8 protein-coding genes are annotated in these 16,774 nt (G+C 71.4%); 6 read left to right on the top strand and 2 right to left on the bottom strand.

The window, feature by feature from the left end; genetic code table 11:
* The first annotated feature begins 126 nt into the window (after positions 1-126).
* The 5 genes from acs (at position 127) to ACTWO6_RS01965 (ending at position 11,910) form a co-directional block, all read left to right on the top strand.
* Positions 127-2,091 carry an acetate--CoA ligase gene (acs, locus tag ACTWO6_RS01985; protein WP_446217923.1) on the top strand — a complete coding sequence of 655 codons (1,965 nt, stop codon included), beginning with the start codon at positions 127-129 and terminating at the stop codon, positions 2,089-2,091.
* Positions 2,092-2,584: 493 nt separating this feature from the next.
* Positions 2,585-5,374, top strand: a complete 2,790-nt coding sequence (locus ACTWO6_RS01980; RefSeq protein ID WP_446217922.1) for an immune inhibitor A domain-containing protein — start codon at positions 2,585-2,587, stop codon at positions 5,372-5,374.
* 376 nt (positions 5,375-5,750) lie between these two features.
* Positions 5,751-8,057, top strand: a complete 2,307-nt coding sequence (locus ACTWO6_RS01975) for an immune inhibitor A domain-containing protein (RefSeq protein WP_446217921.1) — start codon at positions 5,751-5,753, stop codon at positions 8,055-8,057.
* A 313-nt stretch (positions 8,058-8,370) separates the two neighbouring features.
* Positions 8,371-10,815 carry an immune inhibitor A domain-containing protein gene (locus ACTWO6_RS01970; protein ID WP_446220530.1) on the top strand — a complete coding sequence of 815 codons (2,445 nt, stop codon included), beginning with the start codon at positions 8,371-8,373 and terminating at the stop codon, positions 10,813-10,815.
* A gap of 162 nt (positions 10,816-10,977) precedes the next feature.
* Positions 10,978-11,910: an alpha/beta fold hydrolase gene (locus ACTWO6_RS01965; protein ID WP_446217920.1), complete on the top strand. Its 933-nt coding sequence runs from the start codon at positions 10,978-10,980 to the stop codon at positions 11,908-11,910.
* Position 11,911: 1 nt separating this feature from the next.
* Here the strand turns inward: ACTWO6_RS01965 and ACTWO6_RS01960 are convergent, their stop codons facing one another.
* Both ACTWO6_RS01960 and ACTWO6_RS01955 read right to left on the bottom strand, forming a co-directional pair.
* Positions 11,912-12,277 (bottom strand): hypothetical protein, encoded by a 366-nt coding sequence (locus ACTWO6_RS01960; protein WP_446217919.1) that lies wholly within the window; start codon positions 12,275-12,277, stop codon positions 11,912-11,914.
* The gene (locus tag ACTWO6_RS01955) at positions 12,274-15,351 is read right to left on the bottom strand and encodes an SseB family protein (protein ID WP_446217918.1); all 3,078 of its coding nucleotides are present in this window, start codon (positions 15,349-15,351) and stop codon (positions 12,274-12,276) included. The genes ACTWO6_RS01960 and ACTWO6_RS01955 overlap by 4 nt, the downstream gene beginning before the upstream one ends.
* Before the next feature lie 152 nt (positions 15,352-15,503).
* On the opposite strand from ACTWO6_RS01955, the gene mycP reads away from it, so the two are divergent.
* Positions 15,504-16,709: a type VII secretion-associated serine protease mycosin gene (gene mycP, locus ACTWO6_RS01950; RefSeq protein ID WP_446217917.1), complete on the top strand. Its 1,206-nt coding sequence runs from the start codon at positions 15,504-15,506 to the stop codon at positions 16,707-16,709.
* Positions 16,710-16,774: the final 65 nt, after the last annotated feature.

Raw genomic sequence — 16,774 nt, 5'->3', positions numbered from 1 at the left:
GGCCGCCGGGCGCGCGGTGCAGGCCGCTGGGCGCGCGAGGGGTAACCGGGCTGTCGCGGGCGCGCGGCGCCACGACTAACCTCAGGCGGATAGGAGATGCAGGTCACGCGACGAAGGAGTCACCGCATGAGCGAGGCATTGGCCAACTTGTTGAACGAGACGCGCCAGTTCCCGCCGCCGGCCGAGCTCGCCGCGAACGCCAACGTCACCGCCGAGGCGTACGCCGAGGCGGCGGAGGACCGGCTCGGCTTCTGGGCGCGCCAGGCCGGGCGGCTGGCCTGGGCGAAGCAGTGGGACCAGGTGCTCGACTGGTCGAACCCGCCGTTCGCGAAGTGGTTCGTCGGCGGGCAGCTGAACGTGGCGTACAACTGCCTGGACCGGCACGTGGAGGCCGGCCTGGGTGACAAGGTGGCGATCCACTGGGAGGGCGAGCCGGGCGACACCCGCACGGTCACCTACGCCGACCTGTACAAGCTCACCTGCCAGGCGGCGAACGCCCTGACCGAGCTGGGCGTCACCGCCGGCGACCGGGTGGCGATCTACCTGCCGATGATCCCGGAGGCGGCGGTGGCGATGCTCGCCTGCGCCCGGATCGGCGCCACCCACAGCGTGGTCTTCGGCGGCTTCTCCGCCGACGCGCTGACCAACCGCATCCAGGACGCCACCGCCAAGGTGGTGATCACCGCCGACGGCGGCTACCGGCGGGGCAAGCCCTCGGCGCTGAAGCCGACGGTGGACGAGGCGGTGGCGAAGTGCCCGTCGGTGGAGCACGTGCTGGTGGTCCGCCGCACCGGCGAGGACGTCGCCTGGTCGGCGAAGGACCACTGGTGGCACGAGACGGTGGAGACCGCCGCGCCGGAGCACACCGCGCAGCCGTTCGACGCCGAGCACCCGCTCTTCATCCTCTACACCAGCGGCACCACCGCCCGCCCGAAGGGCATCCTGCACACCACGGGCGGCTACCTCACCCAGACGTCGTACACCACGGACGCGGTCTTCGACCTGAAGCCGGAGACGGACGTCTACTGGTGCACCGCCGACATCGGCTGGGTGACCGGGCACTCCTACATCGTGTACGGCCCGCTCTCCAACGGCGCCACCCAGGTCATGTACGAGGGCACCCCGGACACTCCGCACAAGGGCCGGTTCTGGGAGATCGTCGACAAGTACAAGGTCACCATCCTGTACACCGCGCCGACGCTGATCCGGACCATGATGAAGTGGGGCGAGGACATCCCCGCCGGCTACGACCTGGCGTCGCTGCGGCTGCTCGGCAGCGTCGGCGAGCCGATCAACCCGGAGGCGTGGATCTGGTACCGCCAGCACGTCGGCCGAGGTGAGCTGCCGATCGTGGACACCTGGTGGCAGACCGAGACCGGCGCGATCATGATCTCGCCGCTGCCCGGCGTCACCGCGGCCAAGCCCGGCTCGGCGATGACCCCGCTGCCCGGCATCGTCGCCGACGTGGTGGACGACCAGGGCCGGTCGGTGCCGAACGGCGGCGGTGGCTACCTGGTGCTGCGCGAGCCGTGGCCGTCGATGCTGCGGACCATCTGGGGCGACGACAACCGGTTCATCGAGACCTACTGGAGCCGGTTCGCGGGCCTGTACTTCGCCGGCGACGGGGCGAAGAAGGACGACGACGGGCACATCTGGCTGCTCGGCAGGGTCGACGACGTGATGCTGGTGTCCGGGCACAACATCTCCACCACCGAGGTGGAGTCGGCGCTGGTCAGCCACCCGTCGGTGGCGGAGGCGGCGGTGGTCGGCGCGACCGACCCGACCACCGGGCAGGCGATCGTCGCGTTCGCCATCCCGCGTGGCACCGTGGACACCGCTGGCGAAGCCGGCGAGCAGCTCATCGCCGAGCTGCGCAACCACGTGGCGAAGACGCTCGGCCCGATCGCCAAGCCGCGGCAGATCATGCTGGTGCCGGAGCTGCCGAAGACCCGCTCCGGCAAGATCATGCGCCGGCTGCTGCGGGACGTGGCGGAGAACCGGTCACTGGGCGACGTCACCACGCTCCAGGACTCCTCGGTGATGGAGCTGATCTCCTCCGGCATGCAGGGCGGCAAGTCCGACGAGGACTGAGGCCCGACTCTCGGGATCATCTCGTGGGCGGGGGCGGCACGGCGTGCCGTCCCCGCCCGCTTCCGTGTCGGCCCTGCCGAACGGAAGGGCTCCGGCGGGCCGTCGTCGCGGCCGCGAACCGTGGGGTCGCTGGCGAGCCGCCATCGTCCACGGGCACGACGGACCGTCACACAGACAGATCAAGGGTCAGGAGCCGGGCGCCGCAGGACAACCCCTGTTTCGCCGGGCCGCACCGTCTTCAGCGCCGGTTCTCCGACGTCCGCTGTTCCACACCGCCGCGCATCGATCGCATCGGGGTGACACATGTGATCGGCTCACGACGACGGCCGATCGGTCGACTTCGACCCGCCCGGACGGATGGACCGTCGCTTCATTACTTGCTGTTCGGCAATCTTTCTGTCTATGTTCGCCCGGATCGGGCCGACTGTGGCGGGCGCCACTACATCGGACTCTCCGATCATCCCTCCCTCACGCCCCCAGGATTTGGAGCGGCATGAACACCACACCTCATCGGCGGCGGCGACGCATACTCGTCGCGCTGCCCGCCATCGCACTCGCCGCCACGTCACTGACCGTGACCGGCAGCGCGGCGGCCCAGACGTCCGGCCAGGCCCGAGCCACGATCGGGGCGGACGACTTCTACATCAACTACGCCGAGCCGGAGGTGCAACCGGACACGGCCGGCAAGGAGCTCAAGGGGAAGGACGGCATCTTCACGTCGGCGGCGGACGAGGCCCGGACCTACGACCGCAAGTTCGCCGGGGGCAACCCGGTGGCCGCGCGGGAGCTGGCCAAGCTGGAGGCCAAGGCGATCAAGACCGGGCAGAACCCGCGTCAGATCAAGCAGGCCAAGGGCACCCAGACCGCCAAGCTGCTGACCCTGCTGGTGGAGTTCAACGACCACGCCAACGACGACTTCACCGGCGTCATGGTGCCGAAGACGGTCTTCGAGGACCGCACCTGTGTCCCGGGCACGGTGCAGAACGGCCCGCTGCACAACGGCATCCCGGACCCGGCGTCCCTGCCCCACGAGGACAACAACTCGATGTGGGTCAAGGACTTCTCGCCCGAGCACTACGACAAGATGCTCTACACCAAGGAGGGCATCACCGAGCGGGTCCGCACCGACCTGACCGGGCCGGACGGCAAGCCGGGCATCAGCCTGGCCGGCCGGACCATGCACAACATGTACCTGGAGATGTCCAAGGGTGCGTACACGGTCGACGGGCAGGCCAGCCCGTGGATCAAGGTGCCGCACTCGGAGGGCTGGTACGCCGCCTCCCGCTGCTTCCAGGACGAGAACGGCAACTGGGTGGCCGGACGCCAGCAGTCGATGAACGGGCACCCGGACAACCCGCTCGGCGCGGGCAAGCTGGCCACCGACGCCATCGACACGCTGGCCAAGATGGACCCGACCTTCCCGTGGGCCGACTACGACATCGAGGACCAGGGCGACCGCGACGGCGACGGCAACTTCAACGAGCCGGACGGCGTGATCGATCACCTGGTGCTGGTGCACGCCGGCCAGGGCAAGTCCCGTGGCGGCGGCGACCAGGGCGTCTACGCCGTCTGGGCGCACTCCTCGGCGGTGGCCGGCGGCTACACCATCCCGGGCACCCAGCTCAAGGTGTCGAACTACATCGTGCAGCCGGAGGACGCCGGCGTCGGTGTGTTCGCCCACGAGTTCGGGCACGACCTCGGCCTGCCGGACCTCTACGACACCTCCGGCAACGCCGACTCGGATGTCGACTTCTGGGACCTGATGGCCTCGGGATCGCACTCCGGGGAGATCTTCCAGGCGCTCCCGACCCACATGGGCCTCTGGGACAAGTGGGTGCTCGGCTGGGCCGACCCGCTGACCGTCACCCCGGGTGCCGACCCGAAGGACGTGCAGCTGGGCCAGACCTCGCGTACCCCGGTCGGCACCAAGGACGGCATCAAGGTCAACCTGCCGAACAAGGTGATCACCATCGCGCAGCCGCACAGCGGCGGCAACATGTGGTACAGCGGCGCCGACCAGGACTGGGCCGACGTGAAGCTGACCCGCCAGGTCAGCGTTCCAGCGGCGGCCGACGCCAAGTTCTGGATGTGGAACAACTACGTCATCGAAGAGGACTGGGACTACGGCTTCGTCGAGGTCTCGACCAACGGCGGGGCGAGCTGGTCCGAGCTGAAGGTCTACGACGCCAGCGGCAAGCTGGTCTCCACCGACGACGGCGACCCCGACCCGAACGGCCGGCTGGCCGACTACGGCGGCAAGAAGTACGGCCTGACCGGTGACAGCCACGGCTGGCGGCACGACTACGTCGACCTGTCGGCGTACGCCGGGCAGACCGTGCAGCTGCGACTGCGCCAGGCGACCGACGCCGGGTTCCTGGAGCGCGGCTGGTTCGCCGACGACTTCTCGGCCACCGGCGGCGGCGCCACGACCTGGAGCGACGACGTCGAGAACGGCGCCAACGGCTGGACCCAGACCGGCGGCACCTGGACCGACACCACCGGCGCGGGCTGGCACACGGACTCGGGCACCCAGGTCAAGGCGCACTACTACCTGGCCGAGTGGCGCAACTTCGACGGCTTCGACAACGGCCTGAAGTACGCGTACGACACGGTGTACTCGCACGAGGCGTGGAAGGTCGACAAGCTCTCCTACAACGCTCCCGGCATGCTGGTCTGGTACCGGGACACCACGTGGGGCAACGTCAACCACGCCACCGCGCAGCTGACCGCGCTGCCGAGCTACGGCGCCAAGGGTGGCCTGCTGATCGTCGACTCGCACTTCGACCCGTTCCGTCGCCAGGGTGAGGCGGCCGCCAAGGACCCGTCGGCGCTGGACAACCTGCCCAGCCGTCCGCAGTCGGCCAACGCGGCCTTCTCGCTGAACAAGACGTACCCGTTCAAAGAGTGCCTGGAGGCGGCGGACGAGCTGTACAGCGAGTACTGCACCAACTTCGGCGCCCAGCCGGCCGTGCCGGCCTTCACCGACGCCAAGGGCTGGTACCCGGGCATCGAGATCCGGAACGGCTCGCCCTTCGCCCGGGACAGCGACGCCTCGGTGGTCATCCCGTCGAAGGGCAACGCGAAGTACACCACCCGGGTCACCAACCCCGACGGCACGCCGGCACCGGCGTACTACGGGGCGACCCTGGGCGGCGGCGCGATCGTGCTGGGTACCGGCAACCCCGGTGACCAGGGCGTGAGCTACGGCGTCTCGATCACCATCCTGAAGACCGCGAAGGACAACTCGTACGCCACGGTGCACGTCACCGCCGCGACTCCCTGACCTGGGCGGCCCGTCGACCGACGGGACACACGGCGGGGCCCGGCTGGAGCACACTGCTCCGGACGGGCCCCGCTTTCTTCTTACGCCGCCCGACATCCGGTCGACTCCTGGTGTGACATTTTCGAGCCCTCCAGCGCTCCCCTACGGGGACCCCATAATCACCGTCACGCTGGGTGGTCGTGGCCGAAACGTAATGTGAACGGGCGCCGAATGGCCTTGCCCTTTGGTCCTGATTTGCCCGTGAAAGATGGCGGCACGTCGGGTAATTGCCGCGTGACAACGATGCAAACCTCTGTCATTGTGAGTGACGCATGACATGACAGTGATGGCCTTGGCTGCCGCTGTCATGTAACAGTTCCACAAAGGAGGAGGACCTTTGAGGAGACGAGTCACGGCGGGCCTGGCTTCGGCCGCGGCCACGCTGCTGGCAGCCGGTGTCGTCACGGCCCCGGCTTCCGCCGCCCCGGCGGCGGAGCCCACCCCCGGCGCCGACAAGGCGAAGCACGGCAAGGACAGCCTCCCCGATCCGAAGGCGGATCAGCAGCGGGAGGTCAAGAAGCAGGCGATCGCCGACCTGCTGACGGGCAAGGCCAAGCTTCAGACGCGCAACGGCTCGAAGGTCATCCAGGTCAAGGACGACCTGTTCGTCGAGTACCAGCAGGCGCCGAAGACCGACCCCATCTTCACGATGCTGGTCAACTTCGGCGACAAGACCGACCCCCGTACCGGCGGCACCGCCGGCCCCGTGGTCAACCAGATCCCGGAGCCGGACCGCAACTGGGACGGCAGCGCCACCGACAACAACAGCACCCTGTGGCGCTCCGACTTCCACCGCGAGCACTACCTGGACATGTTCTACGGCGAGGGCGAGTCGTTCAAGGACTTCTACCTCAAGCAGTCCGGCGGCCGGTACACCGTCAGCGGTGACGTGAGCGACTGGGTCACCGTTCCCTACAACGAGGCGCGGTACGGCAGCAACGCCATCTCCGACGCCGACGGCTCCTGGAACTTTGTCAAGGACAGCGCCACGTCCTGGTATGACACCCAGATCAAGGCCGGCAAGACGCCCCAGCAGATCAAGGACTACCTGGCCCAGTTCGACATCTGGGACCGGTACGACTTCGACGGCGACGGCAACTTCAACGAGCCCGACGGCTACCTCGACCACTTCCAGGCGGTGCACGCCGGCGAGGGCGAGGAGGCCGGCGGCGGCGCCCAGGGCGAGGACGCCATCTGGTCGCACCGCTGGGCCGCGTTCCCCAACCTCGAGGGCAAGGCCGGCCCCGCCGGCAACCTCGCCGGTGGTGTACAGATCGGCGACACCGGGATGTGGATCCGTGACTACACCACGGAGCCGGAGAACGGTGGTCTGGGTGTCTTCACCCACGAGTACGGTCACGACCTCGGTCTGCCGGACCTGTACGACACCGCCGGCGGCGACAACGGCGTCGGCTTCTGGAGCCTGATGTCCTCGGGTTCGTGGCTGAGCCACGGCACCGACGACATCGGTTCGACCCCGGGTTACATGGACCCGTGGTCGAAGCTCTTCCTCGGCTGGCTGAACCACACCACAGTCGACTACGGCAAGGGCAGCACCCAGGTGACCCTGGGCCCGGCCGGTGACAGCGACGGGCCGAAGGCCCAGGCTGTCGTGGTCAACCTGCCCTCGCAGACCCAGACCACGAGCTACAACACGCCGTTCGGCGGGGCGTACGAGTGGTGGGGCGGCAGCGCGGACGACCTGAACACCTCGCTGACCCGCACCCTGGACCTCGCCGGCTCGACGTCCGCGTCGATCACCGCCAAGGCCCAGTGGGACATCGAAGAGGACTACGACTACCTCTACGCCGAGGTCTCCACCGACGGTGGGGCCAGCTGGCACGCGCTGAGCAACTCGCTCATCGACGCCGGCGAGACCGGTGTCGACGGCTCCACCAGCGGTAACTGGGTCGACCTGACCTACGACCTGTCGGCGTACGCCGGGCAGACCGTGCAGTTCCGCTACCGCTACGCCACCGACGGCGGCGTGCACCTGGCGGGTCCGTTCCTGGACAACATCTCGCTGACCAAGAACGGCACCGTCGCGTGGACCGACGACGCGGAGGCCCTCGCCGCGGAGTGGACCGCCAAGGGCTTCACCCGGATGACCGGCTCGGTCACCGCCACGTACCCCCGCTTCTACATCGCCGAGAACCGGACCTACTTCGGTTACGACGACACCCTGCGGACCGGTGGGTACAACTTCGGTTACGGCAACACCCGGCCGGACTTCGTGGAGCGGTACGCGAACCAGCCTGGCCTGCTGGTCTGGTACGTGAACTACGCGTACGGCGACAACAACACCTCGGCGCACCCGGGCTACGGCCTGAACCTGCCGGTGGACGTCCGTCCGGGTCAGATCAAGGCCGGCAACCAGGGCACCATCAGCAACCGCCGCAACGGCTACGACGCCACGTTCAGTCTGTACGGCAAGCCGGCCCAGACCTTCCACAAGAACGGCGTGGCGGTCACGGTCCCGGCGCTCGACCCGAACCCGCTCTTCACCGACAGCGGGGCGAACAAGTACTGGAACACCAGCAACCCGTGGAACTCGGTGAAGGTGGCCGGCACCGGCACCAAGATCGAGATCCTGCAGCAGGGCACCACCCCGACCAGCGACATGATCGTCAAGGTCACCAACTGATCGGGTAGCACGTCCGGAGGGGCCGGTGGCGGCGACGCCACCGGCCCCTTCCGCATATCCGGCGATCGAAGGGCGTCACTGCACTTCGACATAGCGCCGTTTCCCCTGCTCATCACCCTCGATGGCCGGATCCGATGTGACGGTGAAAAGCATTCCCAACAAAAAGTCGCTACAAATCGACGGACCTGTCTTCCCACCCGTCACGGGAATGTCTATGTTCACCATTGGTCCCACTCGTGGGACGACTTCACCGGCCCGTACCCCCGTTGGGCCGGTTCCCTCACACCGGAGGTACCACGTGCGCAAAGTCGCAGTGGGTCTGCTCGGGCTTTCGCTGACGGCGGCAGGTCTGGTGGCGGGCACGTCCGCCAGCGCCGCGCCGCAGCCGAAGGTGCCCGCGGCCGCCCCGTCGATTGGCGAGCAGAAGGCCCCAGCCGATCACGATCTGCCGGACAAGCTCGAGGACAAGCGCCGCGCCCTGCGGCAGGAGGGCCTGAGCGAGGTCCTCTCCGGCCGGGCGAAGCCGCAGAACATCAACGGAAGCACCGTCGTCAAGGTCGGCGAGACCGCCGGCGGCGCGGCGGCGGCGGCCGGCGCCCGGACCGCAGCACCGGGCCGAAACGGCATGAAGGACCAGTACGTCGAGCTGGCCCGGAAGCGGACCGACAAGATCTTCGTGATCCTCGCCGAGTTCGGCGACGAGCGGGACCCCGCCTACCCGGACAAGGACGAGAACTCCGACATCCCGGGTCCGACCCGGTTCGACGGGCCGCGGCCCAACGAGATCCCCGCGCCCAACCGGGCGGTCGACAACTCGACCGTGTGGCAGCCCGACTTCAGCCCGGAGCACTTCCGCCAGCTCTACTTCGGGACCGAGCCGGGAGACGAGTCGCTCAAGCAGTACTACGAGGCCCAGTCGTCCGGGCGGTACAGCGTGGACGGCACGGTCACCGACTGGGTGAAGGTCAAGTACAACGCCGCGCGGTACGGCCGTTCGGACGACCCGATCGCGGACGACGACACCGACAACCCGGCCAACGACCCGGCGGTCTGCGACAGCAGCGTCTGCCAGAACACCTGGGACCTGGTCCGGGACGCCGCCAACCAGTGGGTCGCCGACCAGAAGGCCAAGGGCCGCACCGCCGCCCAGATCAAGGCCGACATGCAGTCGTTCGACCAGTGGGACCGGTTCGACTACGACCAGGACGGCAACTTCAACGAGCCGGACGGCTACATCGACCACTTCCAGATCGTCCACTCCGGCGGCGACCAGGCCGACGGCGACCCGCACCAGGGCGAGGACGCCATCTGGAGCCACCGCTGGGCGGCCTACAACACGTCGCAGACCGGTCCGGCGAACTTCCCGATCGGCGGCACCCAGATCGGCGACACCGGCGTCTGGATCCGTGACTACACGATCCAGCCGGAGAACGGTGGCCGCAGCGTCTTCTACCACGAGTACGGCCACGACCTCGGTCTGCCGGACGACTACAACGTCCTCAGCGGTGGCGACAACAACAACGAGCACTGGACCCTGATGGCCCAGAGCCGGCTCAGCGCCAAAAACGACGGCGGCATCGGCGAGCGCGGTGGCGACCTGGGCGCCTGGAACAAGCTCCAGCTCGGCTGGCTCGACTACGAGGTGGTCAAGGCCGGGCAGAAGCGCACCATGACGCTCGGCCCGCAGGAGTACAACTCCGCCAAGCCGCAGGCCGCCGTGGTGGTGCTCCCGCAGCGGGAGTACACCTTCGACAACGGCAAGCCGTTCGAGGGCACCAAGCAGTACTTCTCCGGTAACGACGACGACCTGGACAACACCATGACCAGGACGCTCGACTTCACCGGGAAGTCGACGGCCGCGCTGTCCATGAAGGGCCGCTACTCCATCGAGTCCGGCTTCGACTACCTCTTCTTCGAGGCGTCGCTCGACGGCGGCCAGACCTGGTCGGCGCTGCCCGGCACGGCGAACGGCAAGGCGCTCCCGCCCATCTCGGGCAGCGACCCCCGGCCCGCCCTGAGCGGCAGCAGCGGCGGCAAGTGGGTCGACATCAACATTCCGATGGACGTGGCGGCCGGGAAGGTGGTCCAGTTCCGGTTCCACTACGTCACCGACGGCGGGCTCTCCGCGGGCGGTTTCTTCGGTGACGCGATCACCGTGACCGCCGACGGGCAGGCCCTGCTCAGCGACGGCGCGGAGAACGGCGCCGGTGACTGGGCGCTCAAGGGCTGGAGCATCGCCGAGGAGACCTACACCAGGCTCTTCGACAACTACTACATCGCCGGCAACCGCACGTACGTCTCGTACGACCAGTACCTGAAGACCGGCCCGTACTACTTCGGCTACGCGAACACCCGGCCGGACTGGGTCGACCACTACGCGTACCAGCAGGGTCTGCTGATCTCCTACTGGAACCTGCGGTGGGCGGACAACGACACGTTCGCACACCCGGGTGAGGGTCGAAACATGATCATCGACGCGCACCCGCAGCCGATCTACAACCTGACCGGCAACCCCTGGCGGGCCCGGGTCCAGGTCTACGACGCGCCGTTCAGCCTGAAGAAGGCGGACTCGTTCACGCTGCACATCAACAGCCAGCCGCAGTACATCCGGGGTCAGGCCGCGCAGCCGCTGTTCGACGACACCAAGCAGTACTGGTACCCGGAGCTGCCGAACCACGGCGTCAAGCTCCCGGCCACCGGCACCAAGGTCCGGGTGCTGGAGCAGAGCGGCACCTCGGTGAAGGTCCGCTTCTCCTGACCCTTGCAGGTCATCTCAGCAGCACGTGGTGCCCGGGCAGGCCTCCTGCCCGGGCATCGCCGCTTCCGGCCCCGCTCGACCGTGACCCGCGTCCCGGACAATCCCCTGATCCTCACCACCTGCGGAATCGTCGCCAGGACGCCGGGCCCTAGGCTGTGGCACATGACCGAGCAGCGTGGCGGGCCCGTCGACGAGTCCTGCGTCCTGCCCGAGGGGCCGTGGACGCACCGGTTCGTCGGCGCCAACGGCAGCCGCTTCCACGTCGTCGAGGCCGGCACCGGCCCGATGGTGCTCTTCCTGCACGGCTTCCCCGAGTACTGGCTGGCCTGGCGGGACCTGCTGCCGGCGGTGGCCGACGCGGGGTTCCGGGCGGTCGCGGTCGACCTACGCGGTTACGGCGCGAGCGACAAGCCACCCCGGGGGTACGACGGCTACACCCTCGCCGCCGACGTGGCCGGGCTGATCCGGGCGCTGGGCGAACGGTCGGCGACCCTGGTCGGCGCCGGGGCCGGCGGGCTGATCGCCTGGACGGTCGCCTCGTTCCACCCCACCCTGGTCCGGCGGCTGGTGGTGCTCGGCGCCCCGCACCCGCTCCGGCTGCGCGCCGCGATCTTCGCCGACCCGCGCGGCCAGTTCGCCGCCGCCACCCCGGCGCTGAAGTTCCAGCTCCCCCGGTACGAACACGTGCTCACCAGGGACGACGCCGCCGAGGTCGAGGCGATTCTGCGGCGCTGGGGCGGCCCACAGTGGGTGGACGGCCCGGACTTCGCGGCGTACGCCCGGTGCTGCCGCGAGGCGATGCAGATCCCGCAGGCCGCCTTCTGCGCGCTGGAGGGCTACCGCTGGGCGTTCCGGTCGGTGCTCCGGCTGCACGGCTACCGGTTCGTCCGGCTGATGCAGAAGCCGCTGGTCACGCCGACCCTGCAACTGCACGGCGCGCTGGACCCCGCCTCCCTGCCGCGCACCGCGCAGGGCTCCGGCCGGTATGTCACCGCCCCGTACGAGTGGCGGCTGCTCGACGGGGTCGGCCACTTCCCGCATGTGGAGGCGAAGGACGTGGTGCTCGGGGAGATCCTGCGCTGGACGAAGTCCTGACTCAGACCCGCTGCTCGCGCAGGTCGGCCACCTCGTTCGCCGGCGCCCACCCCTGGTAGACCCCGAAGTCGAAGGCCTCCAACCCCATCGCCCGGGCCACCGGCCAGCGTCCGCCGGTGTACTCCACCCGCAGCCAGCCGTCGTGCTCGGCCAGCACGATGAACGGCTGCCCCTGCCAGGTGCAGGTGGTCCGGACGTACGCCAGGTCGTCGACCTCGGCGACCGGGACCACCCGGACGTACCGGCCGGGGCGCACCTCGTCGAAGCCCTCACGCGGCTCCGGCTGGTAGAGCCGGACGTCGTCGCCGTCCGGGCTGGCCTGGTACTCCCGGCCCTGCCAGCGGGCCACGTAGCCGTCGCGGGTCACGACTCACCGACCCGTCGCCAGAGCAACGCGTCGCCGTCCAGGATGGCGACCACCCGCTCGGTGCCGTCCGCGCCGATCCGCCAGAGCTGCGCGCCGTGCGGCAGTCGCGCGCTGTCCACCTTGAACTCGGCGACCACGTCGCTGCTCTCCCCGGGCGCGAACCCGTTGCCCCGGAACGGCGGTCGCTCGATCACCCAGCCCTCCATCGCCCGCATCGCGGCCTCGTTCTGCCCACCGTACGGGATACGGTAGAGGCTCGGCCGGTACGCCGGCCAGCGGAGCACGTAGATCTCCTCGGCGTCGCGGGAGAAGGGCGAGTCCGGGTGGCCGAGGCCGAGCGCGTCGTACAGCTGCGCCGGGGTGGTCAGGTGGGCCAGCTCGTTGGCCCGGTGCACGAAGCCGGAGACCCGGTCGTAGCCCCGCTCCAGGTAGTAGGCGAGCTGACTCGCGGCGACCGCCTTCTGCATGCTCACCGGGCGGGTGGGGTCCTGGGCCGGCGGGGCGTGCCGGGTCGAGGTCACCGGCGCCGGCTCGGCGGCGGGCTGCTCCGGCTCGCTCTCCAGGTCGTCGCCGAGCCCCACCTCGGCGGCCCAGTTGGCCAGCCCGAGGACCTGCTCGCCGGGGTACTTCGCCCCGACCGGGGTCCCGGGGTTGACCGCGAACGACCAGCTCTCGTCCGGCCAGCGGCGGATGAGCTGGACGAACTTGACCCGTACCGTCTCGACCGGCCCGTCGGCCCGGGCCGCGAGCCGCTCCGGCGAGGTGTAGACCACCACGTACGTCTCGCCGTCCAGTTCCTCGGTCCGCCAGACGAAGCCCGGGTCACCCGGACGGCTGCCCGGCGCCGAGTCCGGTGCGGCGGGCAGCAGCACCCGGGCCAGCAGCAGGGTGGAGAGGAAGGTGTCCGTGCTGCCGCTGCCCGCCGCGCCGAGCAGGTCCTCCTCGACGTCGTTCGCCGGCACGAAGTCGACCGGCGCCGGCTCCTCGCGCCGCGGCGTGCCGGCTGCGATGGGCTGGTCGACGAGCGGTCCGGCGCCCGCCGCGGCCCCGGTCGCCGCCGGCTCGGCCGGTCGCGTGGTCGGTCTGGCGGTCTCGACCGACCGGACGTCAGGCTCCCCGGGCGCGGTGGCCGGCTGCGCGGGCGGCGGGGTCGCCTCAAGCGGCGCGGTCCGTTCTGCCGCGAACGGGGTCGCCTCAGCCGGTGGTGCGGCGAGTTCGGCCGGCGGCGCGGTCTGCGCGTAAAGCGGTACGGTCGCCTCGGCCGGCGGCGTGGTCGGCGCGAACAGCGACGCGGTCGGCTCGGTCGCGGGCGTGGTCGGTCCGGTCCGCGGTTCGACGGCGAACGAGACAGTGGGATCGGCGGCGCCGGCCCAGGGCTCGGCCGACCGGTTAGCCTCGGCGGAGACCACCGCAGCCGGGGCGACGGGGCCGCTCGGCACCTCGTACGGCTCCCGTCGTGCGGTCTCCGCCGGCTCCGTCCCGGCCGGACGGTGGTCGGCCCACCCCGCCGGTTGACCGCCCGCCGGCTCGGTGAGGTCGCGGGACTCGATGACGGTGCCCTCGATGACGATCGGCGAGAAGGTCCGCCGGGGCGCGGGCGGAGCCGAGACCGGCTCGGCGACCGACGGGGGCGGCTCCTCGGCCTCCGCCCCGGCGACGAACGGCTGGGCGGCCGGGCCGGTGCGGCCGGCGGGGGCGAGGATCGGCTGGGTCTGCTCGTCCGCCCCGGACCCTCCGGCGGGCGTCGGGCGACGACGGGGCAGGGCCTCGGTGGGGTCCCCGCCGGCGGCCGGGTCGGCCGGGCGGAAAGCCATGGTCGGCGACGCAGCGGGCGACTCGGGCCGCGGGCGCGGAAGCCCCGGCGCGGGCTCGGCGGGCGCGTCGACCCGGAACGCGCGGGTCGCCTCCTCCGGCACCGGCTCGGCGAGGGGTCGGCGACGCGGGAACGGCTGGCCGCCCCGACCGAGGCGGGACGGCGGCACGGGCGGGTCACCCGTGCGGTGCGACTGGTCCAGCGGCGACGACCGCCGGGACACCCGCCCGGACGCGGGCTCGAAGAAGGACCGGGCGGGGGTGGGCGCCGGGTCGTGACTCCCGCCGTTCACGGCCGCCGCCCCGGGCCGGCCGGAGGTCGGGCCGGAGCCGAACGGGTCCTGGTCGTCGGGGCGGCGCCGGAGGTCGTTGAGCCAGCCGGAGAGGCCTTCGGCACCGTTCTGCGTCCCCGCCGCGGGCGGGGCGAGGTGGGCACGGTCGACCGGTTCGGTCGGCTCGGCGCCGTTCCGGCCGGTGGGTGCGCCGTCCCCCGGCCGGTCGCCGGAGCGCCGGTCACCGGTGTCGACCGAGGAGCGGGCCGGCTCGCCGCCGGCCCGCCCGGGCGATGTCGGGTGGGCGGCCGCCGGTCGGGCGTCCGGTGCCGCCGGCTGCCGGGTCACCTGGGGAACGCCGGGCGCGGCGGCCGCCGGCGGAACCGGGGGCCGGGCCGGCGCGGTCGGGATCGGCACGGTCGACGGCTCCGGCGCAGCGGGCGGCGGAGCCGGAGCGGACCCGCCGAAGGCCGGGGAGACCGGCGTGCCGGGGGCGGCCGGGGAGACCGGCGCGTCCCGACCCGGCACGGTGGCGCTGGCCCGGGCGCGGACGGCCGTCTCGACCCGTTCGAGGCGGGCCCGGGCGCCCATGGTCCGGCCGGGCAGCCGGACGTCCCCCCGGGAGAGCTGCGCGACGAACCACGCGGGCAGATAGCCCTCAATCGGCAGCCCGGGGTTCACCGCCAGCCACCACTCATGGTTCGGCCAGTCCGCCGCGAGGGCGGCGTACGGGACGCGCCGGGTGGTGCCCGGGTTCTCGCCCAGGCAGGACCGCAACGCGGTGACCGACGTAAATGCCAGCACGTGCGTCCGGCCACCGGTGGTCCAGGTCCCCCACCCCATCGGCGCCTGTCCGGCGGGCCCCTCCGCAGAGACCGGCAGCAGCAGGTCGACGCGGGTCAGAATGCGGAAGTAGAGCTCCTGGTCCTGGGCGCGCAAGGCGTCCCGCATCGCCACCTCGGCCTCGGTAGCCGGTTCCCATCCGGTCACGGCCACCTCTCCTCCCGCGAACAGGCCATAGGTATCGCGTACAACCTACAAGGTAGTAACAAGATCACAATGGCTGGCCATCGTCGGTCCACCGGCCCGGCGCGGAGGCGTTAACATCGCGTTCCGGAGTCGCCACGATACGGAGGCGGTCGATGTCCCGGCCCATCGCGTGCCCGGCCCTGGCCGTCCTGGCGGCGGTCGTCACCACCGTCCTGCCGGCCGCGCCGGCCACCGCCCGGGCCGCGCCGGCCTGCTCCGCGCCGCCCGCGCCGGTCCGCCCGGTGGTCGACCAGCCGTGGCCCCAACAACGGTACGCCCCGGACCGGCTCATCCCGTTGGCGACCGGCGCCGGCGTGGTCGTCGCGGTGGTCGACTCGGGGGTGGACCGGCGGCACCCGCAGCTGGCCGGCCGGGTGCTCGACGGCGTCGACTTCCTCGACCCCGGCGGCGACGGCACCCGGGACTGTGCCGGCCACGGCACCGGGGTGGCGAGCATCGTCGCGGCGGCGCCCCGCCCGGGGGTGGCGTTCCGCGGGCTGGCGCCGGACACCCGCATCCTGCCGGTGCGGGTCAGCGAGCAGCAGGTGGTCGACGGGCGGGAGTCGGGGCGGACGGTCGGCGCGGCCGACTTCGCCCGGGCGATCCGTTGGGCGGTCGACCACGACGCCGACGTGCTCAATCTCTCCGTCGTGCTCTACGCCGACAATCCGGCGGTCCGCTCGGCGATCGCGTACGCGGTCCGCCGGAACGTGGTCGTGGTGGCCGCCGCGGGCAACCTCCACGACAGCGGGGACCCCCGCCCCTACCCGGCCACTTACGACGGGGTGCTCGGGGTGGGCGCGATCGGGGCGGACGGCGTGCGGGCGGCCTTCTCCCAGGCCGGCCCGTACGTGGACCTGGTCGCGCCCGGCGGCGACGTGCTGATGGCCGTCCCCGGGCAGGGGCACCACCGGGCGGCGGGGACGAGCTACGCGGCGCCGTTCGTGGCGGCCACCGCGGCGCTGCTGCGGCAGTACCGCCCGGAGCTGACCGCGACGGAGGTGGCCCGCCGGATCGTCGACAGCACCGACCCGGCCCCGGGGCGCGGCGACGGCTACGGCGCCGGGGTGCTGAATCCGTACCGCGCGGTCACCGAGACATCCGGGCCGGTGGCGGGCCGGCCCGGAGAGGCCGCCGCGCTCCCGGTGGGCGGCCCCGATCCGGCGGCCGCGTCGCACCGGGCCCGGCGGGCGGCGGCACGGCACCGGGCGCTGCTGGTGGCCGGCGTGGCCGGGGCGACGGCGACGGCGCTGGTGCTGCTGGCGGTGGTGCTGCCCCGCGGCGCCCGCCGCCGCTGGCGCCCGGCCGGCCCGGCCTGACCCTGCAGCGGAAGCAGGGCCGGAGCCGGTCGGGGACGTGGCGGAGCCGGTCGGCGACCCGGACG

The organism is Micromonospora sp. IBHARD004 (genome assembly GCF_052814115.1).
Note: the sequence above shows the minus strand (reverse complement) of the source record. Positions and strands in the feature narration are given on the sequence as shown.

What these genes read in the sequence shown, in the direction of transcription:
- ACTWO6_RS01965 (WP_446217920.1), top strand. Translation starts at nt 10,978, where the DNA reads ATGACCGAGCAGCGTGGCGGGCCCGTCGACGAGTCCTGCGTCCTGCCC.
- acs (WP_446217923.1), top strand. Translation starts at nt 127, where the DNA reads ATGAGCGAGGCATTGGCCAACTTGTTGAACGAGACGCGCCAGTTCCCG.
- mycP (WP_446217917.1), top strand. Translation starts at nt 15,504, where the DNA reads ATGTCCCGGCCCATCGCGTGCCCGGCCCTGGCCGTCCTGGCGGCGGTC.
- ACTWO6_RS01980 (WP_446217922.1), top strand. Translation starts at nt 2,585, where the DNA reads ATGAACACCACACCTCATCGGCGGCGGCGACGCATACTCGTCGCGCTG.